General features: G+C 66.0%; 22 protein-coding genes. 14 read left to right on the top strand and 8 right to left on the bottom strand.

Translation table 11 applies throughout. From position 1 onward, the window contains the following. The first annotated feature begins 57 nt into the window (after positions 1-57). The 3 genes from ACP2AH_RS20410 to ACP2AH_RS20420 all read left to right on the top strand — a co-directional run bounded on the left by ACP2AH_RS20410 (position 58) and on the right by ACP2AH_RS20420 (position 1873). The gene (locus ACP2AH_RS20410; RefSeq protein ID WP_244376450.1) at positions 58-306 is read left to right on the top strand and encodes a GlsB/YeaQ/YmgE family stress response membrane protein; all 249 of its coding nucleotides are present in this window, start codon (positions 58-60) and stop codon (positions 304-306) included. 101 nt (positions 307-407) lie between these two features. Next, positions 408-1403 (top strand): lipoyl synthase, encoded by a 996-nt coding sequence (gene lipA, locus ACP2AH_RS20415; protein ID WP_425107467.1) that lies wholly within the window; start codon positions 408-410, stop codon positions 1401-1403. A gap of 2 nt (positions 1404-1405) precedes the next feature. Beyond that, positions 1406-1873: a type II toxin-antitoxin system RatA family toxin gene (locus tag ACP2AH_RS20420; protein WP_425107468.1), complete on the top strand. Its 468-nt coding sequence runs from the start codon at positions 1406-1408 to the stop codon at positions 1871-1873. A gap of 4 nt (positions 1874-1877) precedes the next feature. On the opposite strand, the gene ACP2AH_RS20425 is transcribed toward ACP2AH_RS20420, so the two are convergent. From ACP2AH_RS20425 to ACP2AH_RS20440, 4 genes are all read right to left on the bottom strand, one after another. After that, a complete protein-coding gene (locus ACP2AH_RS20425) occupies positions 1878-2606 on the bottom strand; it encodes a class I SAM-dependent methyltransferase (protein ID WP_425107469.1) in 729 nt (242 codons plus the stop codon). Between the two features lie 108 nt (positions 2607-2714). Further along, positions 2715-3884 (bottom strand): hypothetical protein, encoded by a 1170-nt coding sequence (locus ACP2AH_RS20430; RefSeq protein WP_425107470.1) that lies wholly within the window; start codon positions 3882-3884, stop codon positions 2715-2717. A gap of 200 nt (positions 3885-4084) precedes the next feature. Continuing rightward, positions 4085-5077, bottom strand: coding sequence for a hypothetical protein (locus ACP2AH_RS20435; protein ID WP_425107471.1), 993 nt, complete (start codon positions 5075-5077; stop codon positions 4085-4087). 45 nt (positions 5078-5122) lie between these two features. Beyond that, positions 5123-5407, bottom strand: a complete 285-nt coding sequence (locus tag ACP2AH_RS20440) for a hypothetical protein (protein WP_425107472.1) — start codon at positions 5405-5407, stop codon at positions 5123-5125. Between the two features lie 111 nt (positions 5408-5518). On the opposite strand from ACP2AH_RS20440, the gene ACP2AH_RS20445 reads away from it, so the two are divergent. Continuing rightward, on the top strand, positions 5519-6748 hold the full coding sequence (locus tag ACP2AH_RS20445; RefSeq protein ID WP_425107473.1) for a glycosyltransferase family 4 protein: 1230 nt from the start codon (positions 5519-5521) through the stop codon (positions 6746-6748). Between the two features lie 22 nt (positions 6749-6770). Here ACP2AH_RS20445 and ACP2AH_RS20450 read toward each other — a convergent pair whose 3' ends face one another. The 3 genes from ACP2AH_RS20450 to ACP2AH_RS20460 form a co-directional block, all read right to left on the bottom strand. Then, positions 6771-8009 (bottom strand): glycosyltransferase, encoded by a 1239-nt coding sequence (locus ACP2AH_RS20450; RefSeq protein ID WP_425107474.1) that lies wholly within the window; start codon positions 8007-8009, stop codon positions 6771-6773. Between the two features lie 76 nt (positions 8010-8085). After that, entirely contained in the window at positions 8086-8607 is a 522-nt protein-coding gene (locus ACP2AH_RS20455; protein ID WP_425107475.1) for a CinA family protein, read from the bottom strand. Positions 8608-8618: 11 nt separating this feature from the next. Beyond that, positions 8619-9785, bottom strand: a complete 1167-nt coding sequence (locus tag ACP2AH_RS20460) for a bifunctional 2-C-methyl-D-erythritol 4-phosphate cytidylyltransferase/2-C-methyl-D-erythritol 2,4-cyclodiphosphate synthase (protein ID WP_425107476.1) — start codon at positions 9783-9785, stop codon at positions 8619-8621. 198 nt (positions 9786-9983) lie between these two features. On the opposite strand from ACP2AH_RS20460, the gene dusB reads away from it, so the two are divergent. The 10 genes from dusB (at position 9984) to hflX (ending at position 23167) form a co-directional block, all read left to right on the top strand. Next, positions 9984-11015, top strand: a complete 1032-nt coding sequence (dusB, locus tag ACP2AH_RS20465; protein ID WP_425107477.1) for a tRNA dihydrouridine synthase DusB — start codon at positions 9984-9986, stop codon at positions 11013-11015. After that, a complete protein-coding gene (locus ACP2AH_RS20470) occupies positions 11012-12142 on the top strand; it encodes a two-component system sensor histidine kinase NtrB (RefSeq protein ID WP_244376459.1) in 1131 nt (376 codons plus the stop codon). The genes dusB and ACP2AH_RS20470 overlap by 4 nt, the downstream gene beginning before the upstream one ends. A gap of 8 nt (positions 12143-12150) precedes the next feature. Then, positions 12151-13596: a nitrogen regulation protein NR(I) gene (gene ntrC, locus ACP2AH_RS20475; RefSeq protein ID WP_244376460.1), complete on the top strand. Its 1446-nt coding sequence runs from the start codon at positions 12151-12153 to the stop codon at positions 13594-13596. A gap of 118 nt (positions 13597-13714) precedes the next feature. Beyond that, the gene (locus tag ACP2AH_RS20480; protein WP_425107479.1) at positions 13715-15982 is read left to right on the top strand and encodes an ATP-binding protein; all 2268 of its coding nucleotides are present in this window, start codon (positions 13715-13717) and stop codon (positions 15980-15982) included. Between the two features lie 14 nt (positions 15983-15996). Continuing rightward, complete coding sequence (locus ACP2AH_RS20485; RefSeq protein WP_425107480.1) at positions 15997-17364, top strand: sigma-54-dependent transcriptional regulator; 1368 nt, start codon at positions 15997-15999, stop codon at positions 17362-17364. Between the two features lie 166 nt (positions 17365-17530). Further along, positions 17531-18907, top strand: a complete 1377-nt coding sequence (gene trkA / locus ACP2AH_RS20490; RefSeq protein WP_425107481.1) for a Trk system potassium transporter TrkA — start codon at positions 17531-17533, stop codon at positions 18905-18907. A gap of 15 nt (positions 18908-18922) precedes the next feature. Continuing rightward, the gene (locus ACP2AH_RS20495; RefSeq protein ID WP_425107482.1) at positions 18923-20371 is read left to right on the top strand and encodes a TrkH family potassium uptake protein; all 1449 of its coding nucleotides are present in this window, start codon (positions 18923-18925) and stop codon (positions 20369-20371) included. Positions 20372-20457: 86 nt separating this feature from the next. Next, positions 20458-21318 carry a D-amino-acid transaminase gene (locus ACP2AH_RS20500; protein ID WP_425107483.1) on the top strand — a complete coding sequence of 287 codons (861 nt, stop codon included), beginning with the start codon at positions 20458-20460 and terminating at the stop codon, positions 21316-21318. Between the two features lie 209 nt (positions 21319-21527). Next, positions 21528-21779 carry an RNA chaperone Hfq gene (hfq, locus tag ACP2AH_RS20505; protein ID WP_013166585.1) on the top strand — a complete coding sequence of 84 codons (252 nt, stop codon included), beginning with the start codon at positions 21528-21530 and terminating at the stop codon, positions 21777-21779. Beyond that, positions 21776-23167 carry a GTPase HflX gene (hflX, locus tag ACP2AH_RS20510; RefSeq protein WP_425107509.1) on the top strand — a complete coding sequence of 464 codons (1392 nt, stop codon included), beginning with the start codon at positions 21776-21778 and terminating at the stop codon, positions 23165-23167. The genes hfq and hflX overlap by 4 nt, the downstream gene beginning before the upstream one ends. Before the next feature lie 141 nt (positions 23168-23308). Here the strand turns inward: hflX and mazG are convergent, their stop codons facing one another. Beyond that, on the bottom strand, positions 23309-24142 hold the full coding sequence (mazG, locus tag ACP2AH_RS20515; RefSeq protein WP_425107484.1) for a nucleoside triphosphate pyrophosphohydrolase: 834 nt from the start codon (positions 24140-24142) through the stop codon (positions 23309-23311). Positions 24143-24209: the final 67 nt, after the last annotated feature.

Below are 24209 nucleotides of genomic sequence, written 5' to 3' on the forward strand. Positions count from 1 at the left end.
CCTCGGTCCTGCGGAACGCCACATGCATGCGCAACAAGGGCCTGATGGGGACGTGACATGACTGGCGTGGGGTTCTTTGCGACGATCATCATCGGCATTCTCGCCGGCTGGATCGCCGAGCGGACGATGGGGCGCAGCCACGGGCTGCTGACCAATCTCATCGTCGGCATCATCGGGTCGTTTCTCGGCGCGGTCCTGTTCTCGGCGCTGAACATCAATGTCGCGGCGGGGTGGATCGGGAGCTTGATCGTCTCGACCGTCGGCGCCATCGTGCTGCTGTTCCTGCTCGGCCTGTTCCGCCGCTGACGCAGGGGCGTCGTGCAGCGGCGCCGGTCGACGCCGCTGCGGCCCTGAACTAGGAAGGACACTGAAGGCCGCTTTGGCCTTGCGGTCCGGGAAAGTCGTCAATGGTCGTCGTTCTCAACACTCTGAACCGCGCGCTGGAAAAGCCCCGCCACCCGGAAAAGGCGAAGCGGGCGGAAACGCCGGTGCTGAAGAAGCCGGACTGGATCCGTGTCCGCGCCCCCGGCACGCCCGGCTGGCAGGAGACGGCGGACATCGTCCGCGCCAACGGCCTCGTAACCGTGTGCGAGGAGGCGAGCTGCCCGAATATCGGCGAGTGCTGGCAGAAGAAGCACGCCACCTTCATGATCATGGGCGACACCTGCACCCGCGCCTGTGCCTTCTGCAATGTCCGCACCGGCATGCCCGGCCCGCTCGACCGCGACGAGCCGCAGAAGGTGGCGGACGCGGTGGCCCGGCTGGGGCTGGAACATGTCGTCGTCACCTCGGTGGACCGCGACGATCTCGCCGATGGCGGCGCCGAGCATTTTGCCCGCACCATCCGCGCTATCCGCGCCACTAGCCCGAAGACCACCATCGAGATACTCACCCCCGATTTCCTGCGCAAGGAGGGGGCTCTGGAAGTCGTGGTCGAGGCGCGGCCGGACGTTTTCAACCACAACCTCGAATGCGTGCCCTCGCTCTATCTCAGTGTGCGTCCGGGCGCGCGCTATTTCCATTCGCTGCGGCTGCTGCAGCGGGTGAAGGAACTCGACCCCTCCATCTTCACCAAGTCCGGCATCATGGTGGGGCTGGGCGAGGTGCGGCACGAGGTGCTGCAACTCATGGATGATCTGCGCTCCGCCGACATCGACTTCATGACCATCGGCCAGTATCTGCAGCCGACCCGCAAGCACCACCCGGTCATGGCCTTCGTGACGCCGGAGGAGTTCAAATCCTACGAGACGGTGGCCTATGCCAAGGGCTTCCTCATGGTGTCGTCGAGCCCTCTCACGCGCTCGTCCCACCATGCCGGCGAGGATTTTGCCCGGCTGCGCGCGGCGCGGGCCGGCAAGGCGGCTGTCGGGGCAGGTGTTGCGTCGGCGGCGGTTCCCGCCTGACCATGCCGTCCTTCACCAATAAGCGGCGCGTGCGCCACTCCGCCACCGACATGTTCGATCTGGTGGCGGATGTGGAGCGCTACCCGGAATTCGTGCCGCTGTGCGAGAGCCTGCATGTGCGCCGCCGGGTGGCCAGCGGGGAGGGGGTGGACATCCTCGTCGCCGACATGACCGTGGCCTACAAGATGTTTCGCGAGAGCTTCGCCAGCCGGGTCACGCTCGACCGGCCGCGCCTGTCCATTGTCGTGGAATATCTCGACGGCCCGTTTAGCCGGCTGGAAAACCGCTGGACCTTTCGGCCGGAAAGCGAGGCGGTTAGCGAGGTCGAGTTTTTCATTTCCTATGAATTCCGCTCGCGCACGCTCGGCCTCCTGATGGGCGCGATGTTCGACGCCGCCTTCCGCCGCTTCGCCGAAGCCTTCGAGCAGCGCGCCGACCAGGTGTATGGTCGGCGGGAGGTTGTGGGGTAGCGGTCTATCGAGAGCTCAAATTGGGGATGTTTGTTACAGAAACGACAATCTGATTTGGGTCGTCGCGACGAAGCCAGACGTCGTCAATTTTGAAGGATGGATCTATTTTCCGAAATAGAGTCAGCCACATGTACGGCGGAAGTATCGTCAAATGGCTATGCCCGTCATCATAACAGGATATGACGTGAAATTGGCGTGGTCCGGCCTTTACGATTTTGCTGAGGACAGCCTCTATATCGTCTGAGGGAATATGTTCTAAAACATCAGCCGAGCATATGAGATCACCCGTCGGGATATCATCTGTTATAATATTGCACACTCTGAAATCGGCACCGTCTGGCAAACTGTCGATGCTTGGAGCTCTGGCCCAGTCGAGTCCTACGGCATTCGTGCCGAACCTAGCAACTGCCGCAATGAAGCGTCCATTTCCACACCCTATCTCGATGACAGAGATCGGATTTATCTCCATAATTCGTGATTGATGTTCAAGCATCCAGTTGTTGTCGCCGTACGAACTATTAGTTTTATGGACATCGCTGTAGTATACTGACGATAAGTTGGCGACGTCGCGGATTGGCGTCTTTGGTGTCAGCGCTATGTCGAAATGCAGTTCAATTGAATGGGAGGCTCGTAGGGCTGTCTGGTAGGATTTTTTAATATTTTTTTGGTCACGCTTAAGGAGAGCGCGCGCCGCTCGAAATAATACGGTCCCTCGAATGAAGTCTGGAATCATTGTTACTCCTTCGATTACATATCTGTTTTGAACAATTTATGAGAATTATGTATTGTGTGACATTCGGAATATATTTCCCAATTTCGTTGGCCGTTTGGATTTATGTTTTCATTTATTGTAAATAGATAATAGTCTTTTTACAAATGTCTTTATTCGGGATGCGGTGCTATAAGGGGTGATCGCTCCTGAGCTATTTACTGTGAAGTCGTTAAATATCTCCCCGAATCCCCAATGGAAGTTCAGCGTCGCGCGTAATAGATCAGGTCTTGAAGATATTGTCTCGGCCGCGAGTGGCGTCGTTTTGATCGATTCAGTGAGTATGATGCGCCAGAAATTTGGAGAGATGACGCGGGTATCAATTGACTTGAATTGACTGCGTGATGCGTCATGCGGCTGGCCGTGAAACACAATATCAAAACATGGCTTATAGAGGAATTTAGTTGTGTGTCCGAAATATTTTGCTTCAAGACCTGCGCTTGAGCTTACCGTATAAACAGATGTCATTTTGCGGTCGCTGAATTGTCGATAGATGCTGCCGCCCATCCGCTGCACATTGACGCCTGCGGATCTAAGGCGTCGAAATAGCTCATCCGATGGTTGGACCGGGTGGTCCTTTAGCAACAACGGCATTCCTTGCGGCAAGTGGGCCAGTAGTTCATCCGCGATCCATTTTTGACTTAAAAGCTTTCCGTCCTTCAGGAGGCTTCGGTCAACTTTCGTTTGGGCTGCAAAAAGCGCATAGGGCTCGTCCCTGGGTACGGTGCGTCGAATAAAAAACGCTGAGATGATACCCGCTTGGATGTAGCAGTCTTGTTCCGTCACGCTCTGGGATAGAAGGGCGTCGTCAATCGTGGGCGAATTTGAGCGGGCAGAAATAAGGATGTCGTCCATAAACCGGATCGGATGGACGCTTAATTCGATGTATGTGATGTTTGCTATCCTAAGCGCATCGCATAGGCTTTTCGGTAACTCCCATCCGATGACAAGCGCGTCGTTTAATTCAGAGATAAATATATCAGAGAGCGCTTTAGGCATTTCTTCGAAAAGATGAGCCCAAGCGTCTACTGTTGGTGCGCTTCTATTGAAGGCGTATATTTCAGCTAATGTAATACGGAATTCGTCTATGGTAAGAAGTTTGGCGTCAAGGCCGGTGGCACATTTTATGGGATATCGTAGCAGAGAATGCAGCCACTGTATTGCCGTAGACTGGTGGCCTGCTGCGCCAGAGCTGTCGACTCTGAAGATGTCTCCGGTGATGACTACTCTGTTAAACGTCATCCAGACACAGCCTGCTTTTGAAGATTCAGAGAATCCATAGTTTCACGATCCGTGGATTTGTGCGAGCATTCAGTGCAACCGAATGGGCTGGTTTTCCATATTTCCTCAGATGTTGCAGCCAAGAGTTCATCGGGGAGGGCAATGTACCGCCACAGCTCGCCCGCTTCGGGGTGGTGTGGAGGTTGTTTCGAGTGGACGTGTCATCCGCGCAGCCACCTTCGCACCATCAAGCCCCCCCGGCGCCTCAGGCGCGCTTCCAGCTCTCGCCAGCCTGCGTCATCCGCGGCGAGGTAGCTCTTGGGACGCTCCCTATCCATGAATCCCCGGGGACCAAGCGTATGGTCATCCCTGATTTCGCGTAGCACAAGGCCGCTCTCGTAACGGATTCGCGCCACGTCGCCCAAAGTGGTCCCGCCTTCCTCCAGCCGGGAGGGGGCGAGGTCGAGGATGAGATAGGGCCTTGGCCTCGCCGAGAGGGCGACGCCGAGGCGCTTCAGGCCTTCAAAGCCGAGCGGTTCGAGGTCGATCCGCAGCAGGGTGACCGGCCGCTCGTTGAGCGCGAAGAGGATCGTTTCGAGCTGGCATCCGCTGCCCAGGGTGCGGAGGTGGCCTTCGTGGCCGACAGCGGTGGCGGCCAGGCGCGTGAAGGCGCCATTGCGCGTGCCGGCGTCGAGGGCGACAGCGCCTGGTCTGAGCAGGTGCCGGATCAACGCCGCCGCCGGGGTCAGCCGCACCCGTCGCGGTGAGGGCCAAGCCGTGAGGGATGGTGTTCTGGGCTCATCGGTTTCTGCCGAGTCTGCGGCTCCTCCGCATTTGTTTGGTCGGCTTTTCACTTGCTGCCACAGGCGGCGGTAAGCACTCCCTGCCCATTCGCCAAATGGCAGGCGTGAGAGCGTGGCGGGGGCGGGCAGCGTCATACAGCCATCCATCGCTCCACCTTGGGCCCGCATCGGTCCGGTATAGTGAATGATGAAATCGTCGGAGAGCGCGGGCGGCACGATCTTGTTCCACCGGTCATCAAGAAGGAATGTCTTGAGGCGGAACGGTTCTTCCTTGAGAAAATGGATGAAGTGACCGTTCTCGCCATGCGCGGTGACCCGGTCTTCTTCCGGCAGTTGCTTGTGCCGGTTCGCGAGGCATCGATCCAGGAAGGCGGCGGCCGTGGAATGGGCGCCGCCGCGGAATATGACCACCCCCGAATTCGGCCGGCCAGACCACCCATGGGCGATGAAGATGTCTTAGCCCGGCTCCCGCTCGAGCAGATCGGTGAAGCGCGGGGCATGGGCGCGGATGCAGACATCGCAATCGAGGAGAAAAACGTCGTGCCCCTGCGTCAGGAGCGCCAGGCACGCCGTCACTTTCGCCCAGTGCGGAGGCAGCGCGGGATAGGCATTCGTCGTCATCACCTGGTGGTCGTAGCCGTGGCGGGCGGCGTAGCGCTGCTGGCTTTCCACGCAGTGCAGCCAGAGATACTGAAAGCCGTCGGTGGCAATGGTGACCAGGGTGGGTCGAGGCGTTGACACGAAGCTTCCCCCCGATGGGTCGGCGAGCCCTGATCACACACCCCCGTCGGCCTGTGATCGGCATGTGCCGCGCCGGTGACGTATCACCGCTGAACCGATATGTTTTCAAGCATGAAGATTGCCATGTTCTCGGCCGTTCCCCCTGTTCCCGCGCATGAGGGAAACCGCAGCCGCATTCTCGCGCTGTCCCGTGCCGTGCGGGAGCAAGGGCATGACCTGTCGTTCGTCTGGCTGCGTGCGGGCGACGACAGCTCTGGCGATCGCGCCGCCATTATCGCCGAGTTCGGCGAGGACCGGCTCCACGAGGTGTGGCCCGAGGGGGGAATGGCGGGTTTGCTGTTCTTCCTGCGCTGGCTGCCCCGGCGCCTGGCGCGCAAGCTGTGCCGGGTGCTGGGAATGCCGAAAGGGACCTATGCCCGGCTCGACGAGCGGGCCCGCTACGGGTGGCGGCGGCCCATCCAGGCGGTGATGGAAACCGTGCAGCCCGATGTCGTGCTGATCGAATATGTCCACTATTCGTTCGTCGCGCTCGAACCTCGCCTCGACCGGGCGAGCTACATCATCGACACGCACGACAGCTATTCGGAACAGGAGACGGCCCTGCGTTCCGGGAAGGCACGGGCGCGGGAGTGGATGTTCTTGCGCCCCGGCGATGAGGTGGCGGGTTTTCGGCGGGCCGATGTGATCCTCGCCATTCAGCAACAGGAGGCGGACCTCTTCCGCCGGCAGCTGGGGTCTCATCCGCGAAATCCGCAAGTCGCGGTGGTCAGTCACTTCGTCGACCTTTCGGCCCCGCCTGTGATGGAGCATGAGGCCCGGCGGGCGCTCTTTCTGGGGTCGCGCAACGCCTCCAATGTGCGCTCGTGCCGCATGCTCATCGACCAGGTCCTTCCTCTGGTGCTGCGGACCATGCCCGATTTCCGCCTCGTGCTGGCGGGCCAGGTCTGTGAGGCGGTGGAGGATCACCCGGCCGTCCTCAAGCTCGGCCGCGTGGGTGAGGTGCGGGAGGCGTTCGTGATGGCCCCCTTGCTCATCAACGCGATGGTCATGGGAACCGGCATCAACATCAAGCTGCTTGACGCCATGGCGGCCGGCGTTCCCGTGGTGAGCACGGAAACCGGCGCCCGGGGGGTGCCTGAAAGGTTCCGCTCTGGTATCAAGGTCTGCCCCGACGGCGACCCTGAAGGGCTCGCGCATATGCTGCTGGGCCTTATCAGCGACAGCCCGCAGCGTCGCCGGCTGGGACACAGCTGCCGTGCCGACGCCGAGCGGTGGAACGAGGAGCAGCACGCCCAGCTTCGCGCCGTTCTCGCGGCACTTCCCGCCGGGGGCGACAGGTGATCGCCTCGTCGCGTCGCGGCCGTCAATTCCGTCGGCGCCGGGGCATCCCATCGGCGAGCAGTTCCTCCAGCCCCACGCGCTGGCGCTGGTTCCAGTCCGCCGCCGCAAGCCGCGCCTGCGCGCCGGCGTGCGCGCAGCGCTCCGGGTCCAGCGTCAGCGCGGTGAGCGCTTCGGCATAGGCGCCCCAGTCGCCGTCCGGCAGGATGCGCAGCCCTTCGCCGGCCAGCGCGCCGAGCCCGCGCGCGCCGGTTTCGGTGGCCACCACCGGCGCACCCGCCGCCAGCGATTCCAGTGCCTTTACCGAAATGCCGGAGCCGCTCAGCACCGGGTTGAGCGAGACGGGAGCGCGTGCAAACACGTCGCCCAGCCGCTCGAAATGGCCGATCTTGTCCATCTGCGGATGGTCCGGCACCTCGCCGCAGATGCCGCCGGCAAGGATCAGGCGGAAAGCCGGGTCGCGGCGCAGTACCTCCGGCAGGCCCCATTGCAGAAACAGACCCAGGGCGTGGGTGTTGGCGCTGTTGGACGAGGCGATGAAGGCCGCCCGGTGCGGTGGGGCGCGGTCGGTGCGCGGCTCGATGGCGGGCAGGAAATGGCTCACCACCCGCACGAGAGGCGGGGAGGGCTGCCCTTGCAGCATCCGGGTGAACGCCTGCGCCTCGTCGTCCTGGATGGCGAGCACGCCGTCCGCGCGCATCAGTCCGCGCCGTTCCGCCTCGGGACGCAGCGAAATCCAATAGGCGCCGCCAAGCCCGTTGGCGGCGTAGCCGACATGTCGGTTGGAAAACTGGTCATGCGTGTCGATCAGTGTCCGCACGGGCGCGGGCAGGCCGACCAGAACCGCAGAATGGAACACATACTCGACCAGACAGACATCGCAGCCGCGCGCGACGATGATCGCCTGCGCGGCCCTGACCGATTCGGGCGAAATGTGCGAATCGAGGGGGCGCCAGTGGCGCCAGGGCGTGTCGATTCCCACGGCTTTCGACAGGCGCGACACGGCGCGTACCGGAAACACCTTCAGCCATTTGGCGAGGCGCGCCGGCGTGGAAAGACGGGTGAGGTCATAGTAGTTGCCACGGCCGACCAGCGCCTCGTGGCGGGCGGCGCTTTCGGGGGCGTCGAAAGGGCCGCTGGGGATCTGGATGAGGATCACCTCATGGCCGAGGCCCTGCAGCGCCTGAATCAGGCCGAGCACACGCGCCCGGTTGCCGGCCGTCGTGGGATAGACCGGGATATGCGAGACAATCGCCAGCCGCATCGCCGCCATTAGCTTGTTAACACAATGACAGCTTGCCCCTATCGCCTTTGATTACAAGGCCCAATTGGAGCGCCGCTCAGTCCTGCGTGCCGGCGAGCTCTGCCAGCATCGCGAGGGCCGTGAGGGTGGCGAGACGCCGCACGCCGGCCCGGTCCTGCCCGGCAAAGACCTCGCGCCGGGCGATCACCTTGCCCTCGCGACTCCCGGCGGCGAAATGCACGAGGCCGACCGGCTTGGCGTCCGAGCCGCCGCCCGGGCCGGCTATGCCGGTGACGGAGACGCCGAGCGAGGTTCCGGCGATCCGCAGCAGGCCGCTGACCATTTCGCGCGCGGTCTCGTCGCTCACCGCACCATGGGCCTCGAGCGTCGCGGCGGAGACGCCGAGCATCTCCCGCTTGGCCGCGTTGGAATAGGTGACGACGCCGCGGTCCACCACGTCGGAGGAGCCGGCGATCGCGGTGAGGGCGGCGGCAACGAGGCCGCCGGTGCAGGATTCGGCGGTGGCGACGGTGAGCCCGCGCGCCCGGCACAGGTCCAGCACACGCGTCGCCTCACCTGCGATGGAGTCCTGCGCCGCGTCTGTCTCGGTGCCGTGCATCCGCGCTCCTCTCAGTCGATCCAGGGCAGGCGCACCGTCGCGGCGGCGAGAGCGGCGATGCCCTCGCGCCGCCCGGTAAAGCCCAGCCGCTCGCTGGTCGTCGCCTTCACGCTGACGCGTGCCACGGGAATGTCAACGATGGCGGCGATGCGCGCGCGCATCGCCTCGCGGTGCGGGCCGATCTTCGGCGCCTCGCAGATCACGGTGGCGTCGAGATGGGCGATGCGCCCGCCGGCGGCGCGCACGAGCGAGGCGGCATGGGCGAGAAACTGGTCGGAGGCCGCACCCTTCCATTGCGGGTCGGAGGGCGGGAAATGATGGCCGATATCCCCGCTGCCGATGGTGCCGAGCAGCGCATCGGTGAGCGCGTGCAGCACCACATCGGCGTCGGAATGGCCGGCGAGAGCGAAATCGTGGGGAATCCGCACGCCGCCCAGCATCACATGGTCGCCCGGCCCGAAGGCATGCACGTCGAAGCCGGTCGCGGTGCGGACATCGGCGAGTTCGGCCAGCAGATGGCGTTCGGCGGTCACGAAATCCTCCCGCGTGGTGAGCTTGAAATTGGCGGGATCGCCGGGGAAGGCGGCGACGCGGTGGCCGGCGGCCTCGGCCACGGCGGCGTCGTCCGTCAGGTCGTCCGCCCCCGCCTGCGCGCGATGCGCGGCGCGGATGAGGTCGTAGCGGAACGCCTGCGGGGTCTGGACGCCGCGCACGGCACTCCGATCCGGGCCGGTCGCAAGGAAGCCGTCCTCGGCGAGCGCTTTCAGCGTGTCGACCACCGGCAGGGCCGGCACGGCAGCGCCCTCCGCGGCGGCGGTGGCGATCGCCTGCGCCACCAGCCGGGGCGAGACGAAAGGACGCGCCGCATCGTGGATCAGCACGAGGTCGGGCGGGTCCTGCGCCAGCGCGTCGAGCCCCGCGCGCACCGAGGCCTGCCGCGTCGCGCCGCCCGCCACCGGCGGCAGCACGCCGTCGAGGCCGGCGAGGGCGCTGGCGCACAAGGCGGCATGTTCGGGCGAAATCACCGGCAGGACATGGCGGATGCCGGGTTGGCCGAGAAAGGCCATCAACGTGTGGCGCAGTACCGGCACACCGCCGAGCGGCCGGTACTGCTTGGGCCGCCCCTCGCCCGCCCGCAGGCCATTGCCTGCCGCCACCACGATCACGTCCGTCCGCATCGCCTCGGTTTCCGCCCCTTTGCTGACTGCCGCCGCAGCAGCCCAGACTTGCCCTGCCGGCTCGTTTAGCGCAAAAGCGGCGTCTGATTGCAAAAGATTTGGCTTACGCCCTTCGCATGGGTTGATGACGCGCTCAGCATGGCTATTATCTAGGCACCGCTGGTCGGGCTTATTTAATGTGCATCGAGTGATGGCCGCTTGACCCCTTATTCTTCTCCCGTCGGCAATCTTCACATCGGCCGCGTCGCGCTGCCGGGGGCGGTGGTGCTCGCGCCCATGGCCGGCATTACCGATGCCCCGATGCGGCGCATGGCCTTGCGCTATGGCGCCTCGCTCGCCGTTTCCGAAATGGTCGCCGCCGGCGCCTTCGAGACCGGGCATGAGGAGACGGTGCTGCGGGCGGAAGGGGCAGGGGTGGCGGTCCACGCCGTCCAGCTTGCCGGCAACGAGCCCGAATCGCTGGCCCGCGCCGCCCGCCTCGCCGAAGCCGCCGGTGCCGCGCTCATCGATATCAATATGGGCTGCCCGGCCAAGCGCGTCACCACCGGGCTCGCCGGATCGGCGCTGCTGCGTGACCTCGATCTGGCGACCCGGCTTATCGCCGCCGTGGTCGAGGCGGTGGAGGTGCCGGTGACGCTGAAGACCCGCCTCGGCTGGGACGACGCGGCGACGGTCGCTCCGGAACTCGCCCGCCGTGCGGAAGCGCTCGGCGTCAAGATGATCACCATTCACGGGCGGACCCGCTGCCAGTTCTACACCGGCCGTGCCGACTGGGCGGCGATCCGCGCGGTGAAGGAGGCGGTCGCCATTCCCGTGCTGGCGAACGGCGACCTCGTGGCGGCGGAGGACGCGCCGGCCATGCTCGCGGCCTCCGGTGCCGATGGGGTGATGATTGGCCGGGGCGCACAGGGCCGCCCGTGGTTTCCCGGCCAGGTCGCCGCCTTTCTGCGCAGCGGCCTTGTCCCGGAGGACCCGCCGCTGGCCGAACAGCGTGATGTGCTGATCGAGCTGTATGAGGGCTGGCTGTCGCATTACGGGCGCGAACTCGGCATGCGCTGCGCCCGCAAGCATATCGGCTGGTCGCTCGCCGCGGCGGTCGCCAGTGCCGGCCGTCCGCCGGAAATGGCGACTGGCTGGCGCCAGCGCCTTCTCACCCTCGAGGATCCGGCGCGTGTCGTCACCGGACTCCGCGACGCCTATGACGACATTGGATGGAGAGAAGCTGCATGAGTTCGGTTTCCTCGCAACGGCCTGGCCCGCGCGCGGGCAGCGCGACCGCGGAAGCCGTCGTGAATGCGCTCCCGCATCCGGTGATCACGGTGGCGGAAGACAACCGGCTGGTGGACGCCAATGTGGCGGCCGAGGCCTTTTTCGAGGCGTCGCTGGCCGTGCTGGTGCGGCACAGGCTGCAGGAATTCGTGCCCTTTGGCAGCCCGATCCTGTCGCTGGTGGAGCAGGTGCGCACGCGCGGGGCGGCGGTGAACGAGTATCGGGTCGATCTCGGCACCCCGCGCAATGGCGGCGAGCGCATCGTCGACATTCATGTCGCTCCCCTGTCCGAGGTGGCGGGCCATGTCGTCATCATGCTGCAGGAGCGCACCATCGCCGACAAAATGGACCGGCAGCTCACCCATCGCGGCGCCGCCCGCTCGGTGACGGCGCTGGCCTCGATGCTGGCGCATGAGATCAAGAACCCGCTCTCGGGCATTCGCGGCGCGGCGCAGTTGCTCGAACTCTCGGCCAGCGACGACGACCGCTCGCTGACCCGGCTGATCACCGACGAGGCCGACCGTATCGTCAAGCTGGTCGACCGCATGGAGGTGTTCTCCGACGAGCGGCCGATCGAGCGCGAGCCGGTCAACATCCACGCGGTGCTGGAGCATGTGCGCACGCTGGCGACCACCGGCTTTGCCCGCCATATCCGCTTTGTCGAGGAATACGACCCCTCGCTGCCCCCGGTACTGGCCAATCGCGACCAGCTGATTCAGGTGTTCCTCAATCTGGTGAAGAACGCCGCCGAAGCCATTGGCGATTCGCCCGATGGTGAGATCCAGCTCACCACCGCCTTTCGCCCCGGCGTGCGGCTGATGATGCCCGGCGCCCCGGCGCGGGTGAGCCTGCCGTTGGAATTCTGCGTGCGCGACAACGGTCCCGGCGTGCCGGAAGACCTGATGCCGCATCTGTTCGATCCGTTCGTCACCACCAAGCCGACCGGCACCGGGCTGGGTCTCGCTTTGGTGGCGAAGATCGTCGGCGACCATGGCGGCATCATCGAATGCGACAGCCAGCCCCGCCGCACCACCTTCCGTGTCCTCATGCCCATGTACCGCGCCAGCCGCGGTGACGAGAAGAGTTGAGAACCGCCATGCCGACGGGAAGTATCCTGGTTGCCGATGACGACGCTGCCATCCGCACCGTGCTCAATCAGGCGCTGTCGCGGGCGGGCTATGAGGTGCGCTCCTGCGGTAACGCGGCGACGCTGTGGCGCTGGGTCAGCCAGGGCGACGGCGACCTCGTCATCACCGATGTGGTGATGCCGGATGAGAACGCCTTTGACCTGCTGCCGCGCATCAAGAAGGTGCGGCCCGATCTGCCGGTCATCGTCATGAGCGCGCAGAACACGTTCATGACTGCCATCCGCGCCTCGGAAAAGGGCGCCTATGAATATCTGCCCAAGCCTTTCGACCTCAAGGAGCTGATCTCCATCGTCGGCCGCGCCTTGTCCGAGCCGAAGAAGCCGGAGAACGCGCTCAAAGGTCTGGGCGAGGACGCCGACAACATCCCGCTCGTCGGCCGCTCGCCGGCGATGCAGGACATTTACCGCGTGCTGGCGCGGCTGATGCAGACCGACCTTACCGTGATGATCGCCGGCGAGAGCGGCACCGGCAAAGAGCTGGTCGCCCGCGCGCTGCATGATTACGGCAAGCGCCGCAACGGGCCGTTCGTTGCCATCAATATGGCGGCTATCCCGCGCGACCTCATCGAATCCGAGCTGTTCGGCCATGAGAAAGGGGCGTTCACCGGCGCCAATGCGCGCTCGGCCGGCCGCTTCGAGCAGGCGGAGGGCGGCACGCTGTTCCTCGACGAGATCGGCGACATGCCGATGGAGGCGCAGACAAGGCTGCTGCGCGTGCTGCAGCAGGGCGAATACACCACGGTTGGCGGGCGCACCGCGATCAAGACCGATGTGCGCATCGTGGCCGCCACCAACAAGGACCTGCGCATCCTCATCCAGCAGGGTCTGTTCCGCGAGGATTTGTTCTTCCGTCTCAATGTCGTGCCGCTGCGCCTGCCGCCGCTGCGCGAACGCGCCGAGGACGTGCCGGACCTCGCCCGCCACTTCTTCCTGCAGGCCGAGCGCGAGGGACTGCCGCGCAAGCAGATCGACGCCGCCGCGCTCGACCGGCTTAAGCGCTACCGCTGGCCGGGCAATGTGCGCGAGCTGGAGAACCTGATCCGCCGCCTCGCCGCGCTCTATCCGCAGGAGGTCATCACCGGCTCGATCATCGAGGCGGAACTGTCCACCCCGGTGGCGCCGCCGACACCGGAGGAGAACGGCCAGGACGAAACGCTCTCCGCCTCGGTGGAGCGGCACCTCAACGCCTATTTCGGCGGCTTCGGCGAGAATCTGCCCCCGCCCGGCCTCTATCACCGCATCCTCAAGGATGTGGAATACCCGCTGCTCTCCGCCGCGCTGGCGGCGACGCGCGGCAACCAGATCAAGGCGGCGGAACTGCTGGGGCTGAACCGCAACACACTGCGCAAGAAGATCCGGGATCTGGACATCCAGATAATCCGCACCAGTCGGTGAGCGCCTTACGCCCTCGCGAATAAAGGCGGGGGCGGCTCATCATTGTCACATTTTTGCACCAGTGTCGTATCACTGCATCAGTCGGGCGGGCTGATTCCCGCCGCCAACAGGGTGATGGATGAGCGACACCTCGACCGGCGCGACGGACCGGCACGAAGCACTCGACCTGGGCGGGATGGGATTCCGTTTCTCGCTCTGGGGGCTGGCGCCGCTGGCGGTGCTGCTGGCGCTCATCATCGCGCTGGCGAGCTTCATCATCCTGATCGGCATCACCCCGCTGGTGCCCTCGCAGGACGTGATCATCGTCGTCCTGTGCCTCAACGGCGTCATGTCGCTGGTGCTGCTCAGCATCATCGGTCGCGAGGTGTGGCGCATCGTCAAGGCCCGCCAGCGCGGACGGGCGGCGGCGCGGCTGCATGTGCGCGTGGTCGGGCTGTTCGGCGTGGTGGCCGTGGTGCCGGCGCTGCTCGTCGCCATCCTCGCCAGCATCACGCTCGACAAGGGGCTCGACCGCTGGTTCTCGGTGCGCACCCGCGCGATCGTCGACAATGCGGTGTCGGTCGCCCAGACCTATGTGCGCGAACACGCTTATTCGATCCGCGGCGACGTGCTCGGCATGGCGCGCGATCTCCAGCGCATCCGCCCGCTGTGGGACCAGGACCGCAGCCGCTTCCGCCAGGCACTGACCGCGCAGGCGGTGGTGCGCGGCCTGCCCGCCGCCATGATCATCGACAAGGACCTGCAGGTCATCGACCGCGCCACGATCCGTGTCGGCCGCGAATTCGTCGTGCCGGCCAATCTGGCGCTGAAGGACGCGACCGACGAACAGCCGCTGATCTATCTGCCGGGCGATGCCGATTATGTCGGCGCGGTGATTCCGTTGAAGGATTTTGGCGACCTCTATCTCTATGTCGCCCGCGCCGTCGATCCGAAGGTGATTGAATACCTCAAGGAAACGCAGGCCGCCGTCGTCGACTATCGCAACCTCGAACAGCAGCGCGTCGGCGTGCAGGTGGCGTTCGCGGTGCTTTATGCGGTGATTTCGCTCACCGTGCTGCTCTGCGCGGTGTGGCTCGGCATTAATTTCGCCAACCGCCTGGTGGCGCCGATCCGCCGCCTGATCGGCGCCGCCGATCTCGTCGCCGCCGGCAATCTCTATGTCGAGGTGCCGGTGCGCCGCACCGAGGGCGATCTGTCGAGCCTGGCCGAGACCTTCAATAAGATGACGCAGGAACTGCGCACCCAGCGCGACGACATCGTTCAGGCCCGCGACCAGATCGACACCCGCCGGCGCTTTACCGAGGCGGTGCTCTCCGGCGTCGGCGCCGGGGTCATCGGCCTCGATCCGCAGGGGCGCATTTCCATCATCAACCGCCCGGCGGAGAAGCTGCTCGGCGTGGCGGAGGCGGATGTGCTGGGCACCGAGCTTGGCGCCGTCGTGCCGGAAGTGGCACCGCTCCTCACCCAGGCGATGCAGCCGGGCGAGCGCAGCGTGCAGGCCAATACGACGCTCACCCGCAATGGCCGCGACCGCGTGATCGCGGTGCGCGTCACCACCGAGCAATCGCGCGAGGCTGAACATGGCTGGGTGGTCACGCTCGACGACATCACCGAGCTGGTGGTGGCGCAGCGCAGCTCCGCCTGGGCCGATGTCGCCCGCCGCATCGCCCATGAGATCAAGAACCCGCTGACCCCGATCCAGCTCTCCGCCGAGCGGCTGCGCCGGCGCTACGGCAAGGTGATCGGCGAGGACCGCGAAGTGTTCGACCAGTGCACGGAAACCATCATCCGGCAGGTCGGCGATATCGGCCGCATGGTGGATGAGTTTTCCTCCTTCGCCCGCATGCCCAAGCCCGTCGCCGAGGCGCAGGACATTGGCGAGACGGCGCGGCAGGTGGTGTTCCTCATGCGGGTCGGCAATCCCGACATCGTCATCGACCTCGAACTGCCGGAGCAGCCGGTCGTCGCCCGCTTCGACCGTCGCCTCGTCTCGCAGGCGCTGACCAACATCATCAAGAACGCCACCGAGGCGCTGGCGGCGGTGCCGGCGGAGGAGCGCACCGAGCCGGCGCGCATTCAGGTGAAGGTGCGTGCCACCGAGCGGATGGTGGACATCGACGTTATCGACAATGGCAAGGGCCTGCCGACCGAGAACCGGGCGCGGCTGCTGGAGCCCTATGTGACGACGCGCGAGAAGGGCACCGGGCTCGGCCTCGCGATCGTCGGAAAGATCATGGAAGAGCATGGCGGCGGCATCGAGCTCGACGATGCGCCGGAAGGGCGGGGCGCCTGGATTCGCCTGCACTTCGCGCGCGACGGCGGCCCCACCGCCGCCAATGACGGAAAAGGCACCGGCGGGGCCCCCACCCCCCGTGTGGTCGGCTGAAGGAGAACTGACGAATGGCGACGGACATCCTGATCGTCGATGACGAAGCCGATATTCGCGGTCTGGTCGCGGGCATTCTGGAGGATGAGGGCTATGGCGCCCGCACCGCCAAGGACAGCGACGAGGCGCTGGCCGCCATCGAGGCGCGCCGGCCGCATCTGGTCTTCCTCGACATCTGGCTGGAACGCTCGAAGCTCGATGGGCTGCAGCTGCTGGAGCGCATCAAGAAGAGCCACCCGGACGTGCCGGTCGTGATGATTTCCGGCCACGGCACCATCGAGACGGCGGTGGCGGCGATCAAGCAGGGCGCCTACGACTTTATCGAGAAGCCGTTCAATTCCGACCGCCTGATCCTCGTCGCCGACCGGGCGCTGGAGACGCTGCGGCTCAAGCGCGAGGTGCGCGACTTGAAGCAGCGCACGGCGGTGACGCAGGCGCTGGTCGGCAAGTCCTCGGTGATGAACCAGCTGCGCCAGGGCATTGAGCGCGTGGCGCCGACCAATAGCCGCATCATGATCGTCGGCCCCTCCGGCTCCGGCAAGGAACTGACCGCCCGCATGATCCACGCCGCCTCGCAGCGGGCGAACGGGCCGTTCGTGGTGATCAACGCCGCCGCCATCACCCCGGAGCGGATGGAAGTCGAGCTGTTCGGCGTCGAGCTGGGGGAAGGGCAGGGCCGTCAGGTCGGCGCGCTGGAAGAAGCGCATGGCGGCACGCTGTTCATCGACGAAATCGCCGACATGCCGCGCGAGACCCAGAACCGCATCCTGCGCGTGCTGGTGGACCAGAATTTCCTGCGCGTCGGCGGCAGCACCCGCGTCTCGGTGGATGTGCGCATCATCTCCTCCACCGCGCGCAATCTGGAGAAGGAGATCGCCGAAGGGCGATTCCGCGAGGATCTCTATCATCGGCTCGGCGTGGTGCCGGTGCGGGTGCCGCCGCTGGCGGAGCGGCGCGAGGACGTGCCGGAGCTGGTCGAGTTCTTCCTCGACCAGATTTCGCAGTCCACCGGCCTGCCGCGTCGGCGCGTCGCCGACGACGCGCTCGCCGTGCTGCAGTCGCATGACTGGCCGGGCAATGTCCGCCAGCTGCGCAACAATATCGAGCGCCTGCTCATCCTCGCCTCCGGCGACGCGGACGCGCCGGTGACCGCCGACATGCTGCCGCCGGATGTCGGCGCGCTGGTGCCGAGCCTGCCGAGCGGCACGGGTGGCGAGCATCTGATGGGCCTGCCGCTGCGCGACGCGCGCGAGGTGTTCGAGCGCGAATATCTGGTGGCGCAGATCAGCCGCTTCGGCGGCAACATCTCGCGCACGGCGGAGTTCGTCGGCATGGAGCGCTCGGCGCTGCACCGCAAGCTGAAGGCGCTGGGCATCGGCTGAGCGCCTTCAGTCGCCGCCCCGTCGCTCCAGTAAAGGAAGATGTGCGGGCCGGACGCTGCGGCGTCTGCCGCGCCGTGCGAACCTGCTATAGAGAGACTCGGCAGGAAATGCCGGAGGCCCGTTCGCAAGAACCCTCCGGCGCCGGCGGGCAGGAGCGGGGGACGTCATGAAGGTCGTGATTTGCGGCGCGGGGCAGGTGGGGTTCGGCATTGCCGAGCGTCTGGCCGCAGAGCAGAACGACGTTTCCATCATCGACACCTCGCCCCGCCTTATCCAGGCGGTCACCGACACGCTCGACGTGCGTGGCTTCGTCGGCCATGGCTCGCATCCTGATGTGCTGGCCCGGGCGGGGCTGGAGGCGGCGGACATGCTGATCGCCGTCACCCTGCATGACGAAGTCAACATGATCGCCTGCCAGGTCGGCCACGCGCTGTTCGACGTGCCGACCAAGATCGCCCGCGTGCGCGCGCAGAGCTATCTCCAGGGCCATTGGCGCGACCTGTTCTCGCGCGACCATCTGCCGATCGATGTGGTGATTTCGCCCGAGCTGGAAGTGGGCGAGATGGTGCTGCGCCGCCTCTCTCTGCCGGGCGCCGTCGATACGGTGAGCTTCAACGACAGCAATGTCGTCGTGGTGGGCGTGCGCTGCCAGGAGGATTGCCCTGTCCTCGACACGCCGCTGCGCCAGCTCACCGATCTGTTCCCAGACCTGCGGGCGGTGGTGGTGGCGGTCAACCGCAACGGCAAGACCTTCGTGCCGCGCTCCATCGATTCGCTGCTAGCCGGCGACCTCGCCTATTTCGTCGCCCATACCGACCAGGTGACCCGCACCTTGTCGATCTTCGGCCATGACGAGCCGCCGGCGCAGCGCATCGTCATCGGCGGCGGCGGCAATATCGGCCTTTATGTCGCGCGCGAGCTGGAGCAGCGCAACCCGAAGGCGCGGGTGAAGATCATCGAGGACAAGATCAGCCGCGCCGAGGAGATCGCCCAGGAACTCACCCGCACCGTAGTGCTGCGCGGCAGCGCGCTGGACCGCACCATTCTGGAGGAGGCGGCGGTCGGCGATGCCGACACCATGATCGCGGTGACCAATGACGACCGGGTCAACATTCTCTCCTGCCTGCTGTCGCGCGAACTCGGCGCCAAGCGCATGCTCTCCCTGCTGAACGATCCGGCCTATCCCGCCTTCGCGCGCGGGCTCGGCATCGACGCCTATGTGAACCCGCGCCAGATCACCGTCTCCAAGGTGCTGCAATATGTCCGCAAGGGCCGTATCCGCGGCGTGCATTCGCTGCTGAACGGCGCCGGCGAGGTGATCGAGGCCGAGGCGCTGGAAACCTCGCCGCTGGTCGGCAAGCCGCTGCGCCAGCTCGACCTGTTCGACGGCATGCGCATCGGCGCGGTCATCCGCGCCGGGCGGGTGATGCTGCCGCGCGGCGACACGGTGATCCAGGCGCGTGACCGGGTGGTGATGTTCGCCCTCGCCGACAAGGTGAAGCGGGTCGAGCAGCTGTTCCGGGTCAGCCTTGAGTTCTTCTGAGAGAGGCCCCGGCTGATGATCGCGGTCGCCCGCTACAGCGCCCAGACGGCCGGCGTCATGGCTGGCTTCCTGCTGCTGGCCGCGCTGGTGTCATTGTTCCGGCGCGAGCCGGGCGCCGACGTGTTCCTGATGACGGCGCTGCTCACCGTCTTCGGCGCCGGGGCGGTGCATCTTGCCGTGCGCAACCGGGCAGGGCGGCTGGACCGGCTCGCGGCCTATGGCTTTCTACTGGTATTGTGGCTCGTTGTGCCGATCATCGCCGCTGTACCGATCGCGGCGACCACGACGCTCGGGCCGGTGCATGCCTGGTTCGAGGCGGTGGCGGCCTTCACCACCACCGGGCCGATCCAGATTCACGACCTCGACAAGGTACCCCGCGCGACGCTGGGCTGGCTGCTGACGCTGCAATGGGCAGGCGGGCTGCTCACCCTTGTCGGCTTCGTCGCCGTGCTCGGCCCCGCCGGCCTCGGCGGCCTGCCGGACCGCAGCGCGCGGGCCAATCTGCTCGGCGTCACCCATCAGATGACGCTGGACGACGCGTTGCGTCTCGTGCTGCCGATCTATCTCGGCGCCACGCTCCTGTGCACCTTCCTGCTGTTCCTGCTCGGCTTGCGGCTGTTCGAGGCGCTCGGCCTCGCCGGGGCGGCGCTGTCCACTGGCGGCCTGCTGCCGGATGCGGACGGCATCGCCGCCTATGGCCATTTCGGCATCAAGGCGGTGCTGATTGTGTTCATGCTGATCGGTGGAACGAGCCTGCTCTGGCAGCGCATGCTGCTCACACGCCGCTTTCGCCTCGCGCTGGGACAATATGAAAACATTGTCCTTTTTGCACTTTGCCTCGGCCTCGGCATCGCTGCCGCGGCGATTGGTTTTCGTACGCTGGGCAGCGGCCTGTCGCTGCCCATCGCACTCGAGGACGGGCTGTTCACCGCCGTCGCGCTCGTCACCACGACCGGCATCGAGCCGCATGCCGGCGCCTTTGCCAGCCTGCCGGTTACGGTAGTGCTCACTGTCGTCTTCATCGGCGGCGCCAGTTTCTCCACGGCCGGCGGCATCAAGATCTACCGTGCCGGGGTAATGGTGCTGCAGAGCCTGCGCGAGCTGGAGCGGCTGGTGCATCCCAGTGCCGTGCATCCGCGTCGTCTCGGGCAGCAGAATGTGACGCTCCAGATGATGAAGGCGATCTGGATCATGTTCGGCGTCGCCTGCACGGTGATCGGCGCGCTCACCGTCGCGCTCGCTCCGGCCATGCCGAGCTTCGAGGCGGCCTTCGTTGCGGTCGTGACGGCGCTGAGCAATGTCGGTCCGGTCTATGCCGTGAACTGGCAGCCCGACGTGAATTGGCCGGACTGGGGCGCGCTGCCGGCCTATGCGCAGCTTATACTGGCGATCGCCATGATTCTCGGCCGGCTGGAGATTCTGGTCGTGCTGGGGTTGGCCAATTTCGCCCTGTGGCGACGTTAAAGGGTAGATATATCAAGCCACTGAGGCGCCGTATTCATGCGATGTGCGAACAGTTGGCTACACCGAGACCGGGCTGAGGACGGACGATGTCGCGCATTGCCTATGTGAACGGAGCCTATGTGCCGCACGCCGTGGCGGGCGTGCATGTGGAGGATCGCGGCTACCAGTTCGGCGACGGCGTCTATGAAGTTTGCGAGGTGCGCGGTGGGCATATGGTGGATGAGCGGCGCCATATGGAGCGGCTCGTGCGCTCGCTCGGCGAACTGCGCATCCGCTTGCCCATGTCGCTTGCCGCGCTCGGGGTGGTGCTGCGCCAGACCATCGCCCGCAACCGCGTGCGCGACGGCCTCGTCTATCTCCAGGTGACGCGCGGCGTCGCCCGGCGCGACCATTATTTCCCCGATCCGGCGACGCCGCCCTCCATCGTCGTCACCGCCCGCGCGCTCGATCCGGCCAAGGGCGAGGCGGCGGCGGAGCAGGGGATCGGCGTCATCACCGTGCCGGACAATCGCTGGGAGCGGGTCGATATCAAGACCGTCGGCCTGCTGCCCAATGTCCTCGCCAAGGAGGCGGCGAAGCAGGCTGGCGCGCGCGAAGCCTGGTTCGTCGATGCCGGCGGCCATGTCACCGAGGGCGGCTCGACCAATGCCTGGATCGTCACCCCGGAGGGCCGGCTCGTCACCCGCCCGGCGGAGGCCGGCATTCTGCGCGGCATCACCCGCACGGTGATGTTCGAGGTGGCGGCCGAGCTGCAATTGCGCATCGAGGAGCGCCCGTTCACCGTGGCGGAAGCGCTGGGCGCGCGCGAGGCCTTCGTCACCTCGGCCACCAACTTCGCCACCCCGGTTGTGCGAATCGACGGGCAGGCCATCGGTGACGGCCGGCCCGGCCCGGTGGCGCGCGCCCTGCGCGCCAACTACCACCGGCTTGCCGAAATCGCCCGCTGACGCAGGTAATTCTGCCCGCCCGGCCGGCAGGCGGGTGCGGAAAGACCTTGCCAAGGGGAACCAACTTGGCGAAAGCATCTTGCGCGCCAGACATGCTATGCCATGTTTGGGGCGCACGTCTTTGTGCTTGACCGCTCCCGGACGGGGCGCAGAGCGCAGGACGACCGCGCCGACCTACGAGCAACAACAAACAAACGGATCAAAAAACCATGGCCGCGGAACGTTCGCAGAACCTCCAGGACACCTTTCTCAACCACGTCCGCAAGAACAAGACGCCGCTCACCATCTTTCTGGTCAATGGCGTGAAGCTCCAGGGAGTCGTCACCTGGTTCGATAATTTCTGCGTGCTGCTGCGCCGCGACGGCCATTCGCAGCTCGTCTACAAGCACGCGATCTCGACCATCATGCCCGGCCATCCGGTTCAGCTGTTCGAACCCGATGAGACCGGCGAGAAGGGCTGATCTTGGAGCTCAAGGCCTCCCGCACGTCGCCCGCCGGTCGCGCCGCCGGCCTGCCTGTCGAGCATGAAACCGAGGGCGACGCGACCCGCGTGGTGGTGATCGTTCCGCACCTGACCCGTCGCGGGGCAGGGGAGGAGGGCGTGCGCCGCTCGCCCGAGGCGCGGCTCGACGAGGCGGTTGGTCTCGTGCTTGCCATCGACCTGAAGCTGGTCGGCAGCGCGCTGGTCGGCCTGTCGCAGGTGCGCCCGGCGACCTATCTCGGCAGCGGCAAGGTCGAAGAAATCGCCGGCCTGGTGAAGGCGGAGGAGGCGGGGCTGGTCTTTGTCGACGCGCCGCTCAGCCCTGTGCAGCAACGCAACCTCGAAAAGGCGTGGTCGGCCAAGGTTATCGACCGCACCGCGCTCATTCTGGAAATCTTCGGCCAGCGTGCGCGCACCAAGGAAGGCGTGCTGCAGGTCGAGCTTGCCCATCTCAACTATCAGCGCAGCCGGCTGGTGCGCTCCTGGACCCATCTGGAGCGCCAGCGCGGCGGCTTCGGCTTTCTCGGCGGCCCCGGCGAAACGCAGATCGAGGCCGACCGGCGGCTCATCGGCGAGCGCATCGTCAAGATCGAGCGCGAGCTGGAACAGGTGAAGCGCACCCGCGCCCTGCACCGCGCCAGCCGCAAGAAAGTGCCCTATCCCATCGTGGCGCTGGTCGGCTACACCAATGCTGGCAAGTCGACCCTGTTCAACCGGCTGACCCGCGCCGACGTCATGGCGCAGGACCTGCTCTTCGCCACGCTCGACCCGACCTTGCGGGCGGTGCAGCTGCCCACCGGCGACAAGGTGATCCTGTCCGACACGGTCGGTTTCATCTCCGATCTGCCGACCCAGCTCGTCGCCGCCTTCCGCGCGACGCTGGAAGAGGTGATCGAGGCCGATCTCATCCTGCATGTGCGCGACATGGCGCATGAGGACGCGGACGCGCAGGCGCATGATGTGAAAAGCGTGCTGGCCGATCTCGACATCGATCCGGAAGACGACCATCGCGTCATCGAGGTCTGGAACAAGATCGACCGGCTGGAGCCGGAGGCGAGGGCAGGGCTGTTCAACGCCGCCGGCCGGCGCGAGGGCGATGCCCGCCCGATCCCGGTGTCGGCGCTCACCGGCGAGGGCATGGAGCCGCTGCTCGCCACCATTTCGCAGCGCCTCTCACGCGAGCGGGTGAGCCTTGCCGTCGATCTCGACGCCGCCGATGGCGGCAATCTCAGCTGGCTCTACCGCCACAGCGAGGTGCTGGAACGGCGCGAAGACGCGGAAGGGCGGCTGCATCTCGCCGTGCGGGTTCCGCCGGACCGTGCCGAGCAGATCGAGCGCCGCTTCGGCGCGCGGCGGATCAGCCGATAAGGCGCCAGGACTCGTCGTCATCCCGGACGGCCGAAGGCCGATCCGGGATCGCGGCAACATGGGCGAGCGATCCCGGCGCTGCGCTCCGCTTCGGCCGGGATGACGGCCGAGGGGCGTGCCGGAGTAGGGCGCCTCGCCGCCCTACTCCTTCGGCGCCGCCGTCTTCGCCTCCTGCCACAGCGCTTCCATCTCATCGAGGCTGGCCTCAGCCGGCGTCCGCCCGGCTTCCGCCAGCCGATCCTCGATATGGGCGAAGCGGCGGGTGAACTTCTCGTTGGTGCCGCGCAGCGCCGCCTCCGGATCGACATCGAGGTGGCGGGCGAGATTGGCCAGCGCGAACAGGAGGTCGCCGGCCTCTTCCGCCGCCGCCTTGCGGTCGCCGGCAACGATCTCGGCTTCCACCTCGTCGATCTCCTCGCGGATCTTGTCGAGCACCGGCCGCACCTCAGGCCAGTCGAAGCCGACCTTCGCCGCCTTGTCCTGCAGCTTCACCGCGCGGGTGAGGGCAGGGGCGCCAGCCGGCACCCCGTCCAGCGCGCGGCCCTGCCCCGGCTCCGGCGGCAGACCCCGCGCCGCCCGCCGGGCCGCGCGCCGCGCCTTCTCCTCGGACTTGATGGCGTCCCACGCCGCATTCACCGCCGCCACGTCGCGCCCACGCGCGTCGCCGAACACATGCGGGTGGCGGCGGATCATCTTGGCGGTGATCGCCTCGACCACGGCACCAAAATCGAAGGCGCCGCGTTCCTGCGCCAGCCGGGCGTGGAACACGACCTGCAGCAGCAGATCGCCGAGCTCGTCGCAGAGATCGTCGAGATCGCCGCGGGCAATGGCGTCGGCCACCTCATAGGCTTCCTCGATCGTGTAGGGCGCGATCGTGTCGAAGTCCTGCGCGAGGTCCCAGGGGCAGCCGGTGTCAGGCGTGCGCAGCGCCGCCATGATCTCCAGCAGGCGCTCTATGTCGCGGGAAGGCCTCAAAGCCGCCTCAGGATGATTCGCAGAAGACATATTATGGAAAACGTTCTCGTGGGCGGGGAGGTGGCGG

This window comes from Ancylobacter sp. (assembly GCF_965249975.1).
GTDB lineage: Bacteria > Pseudomonadota > Alphaproteobacteria > Rhizobiales > Xanthobacteraceae > Ancylobacter.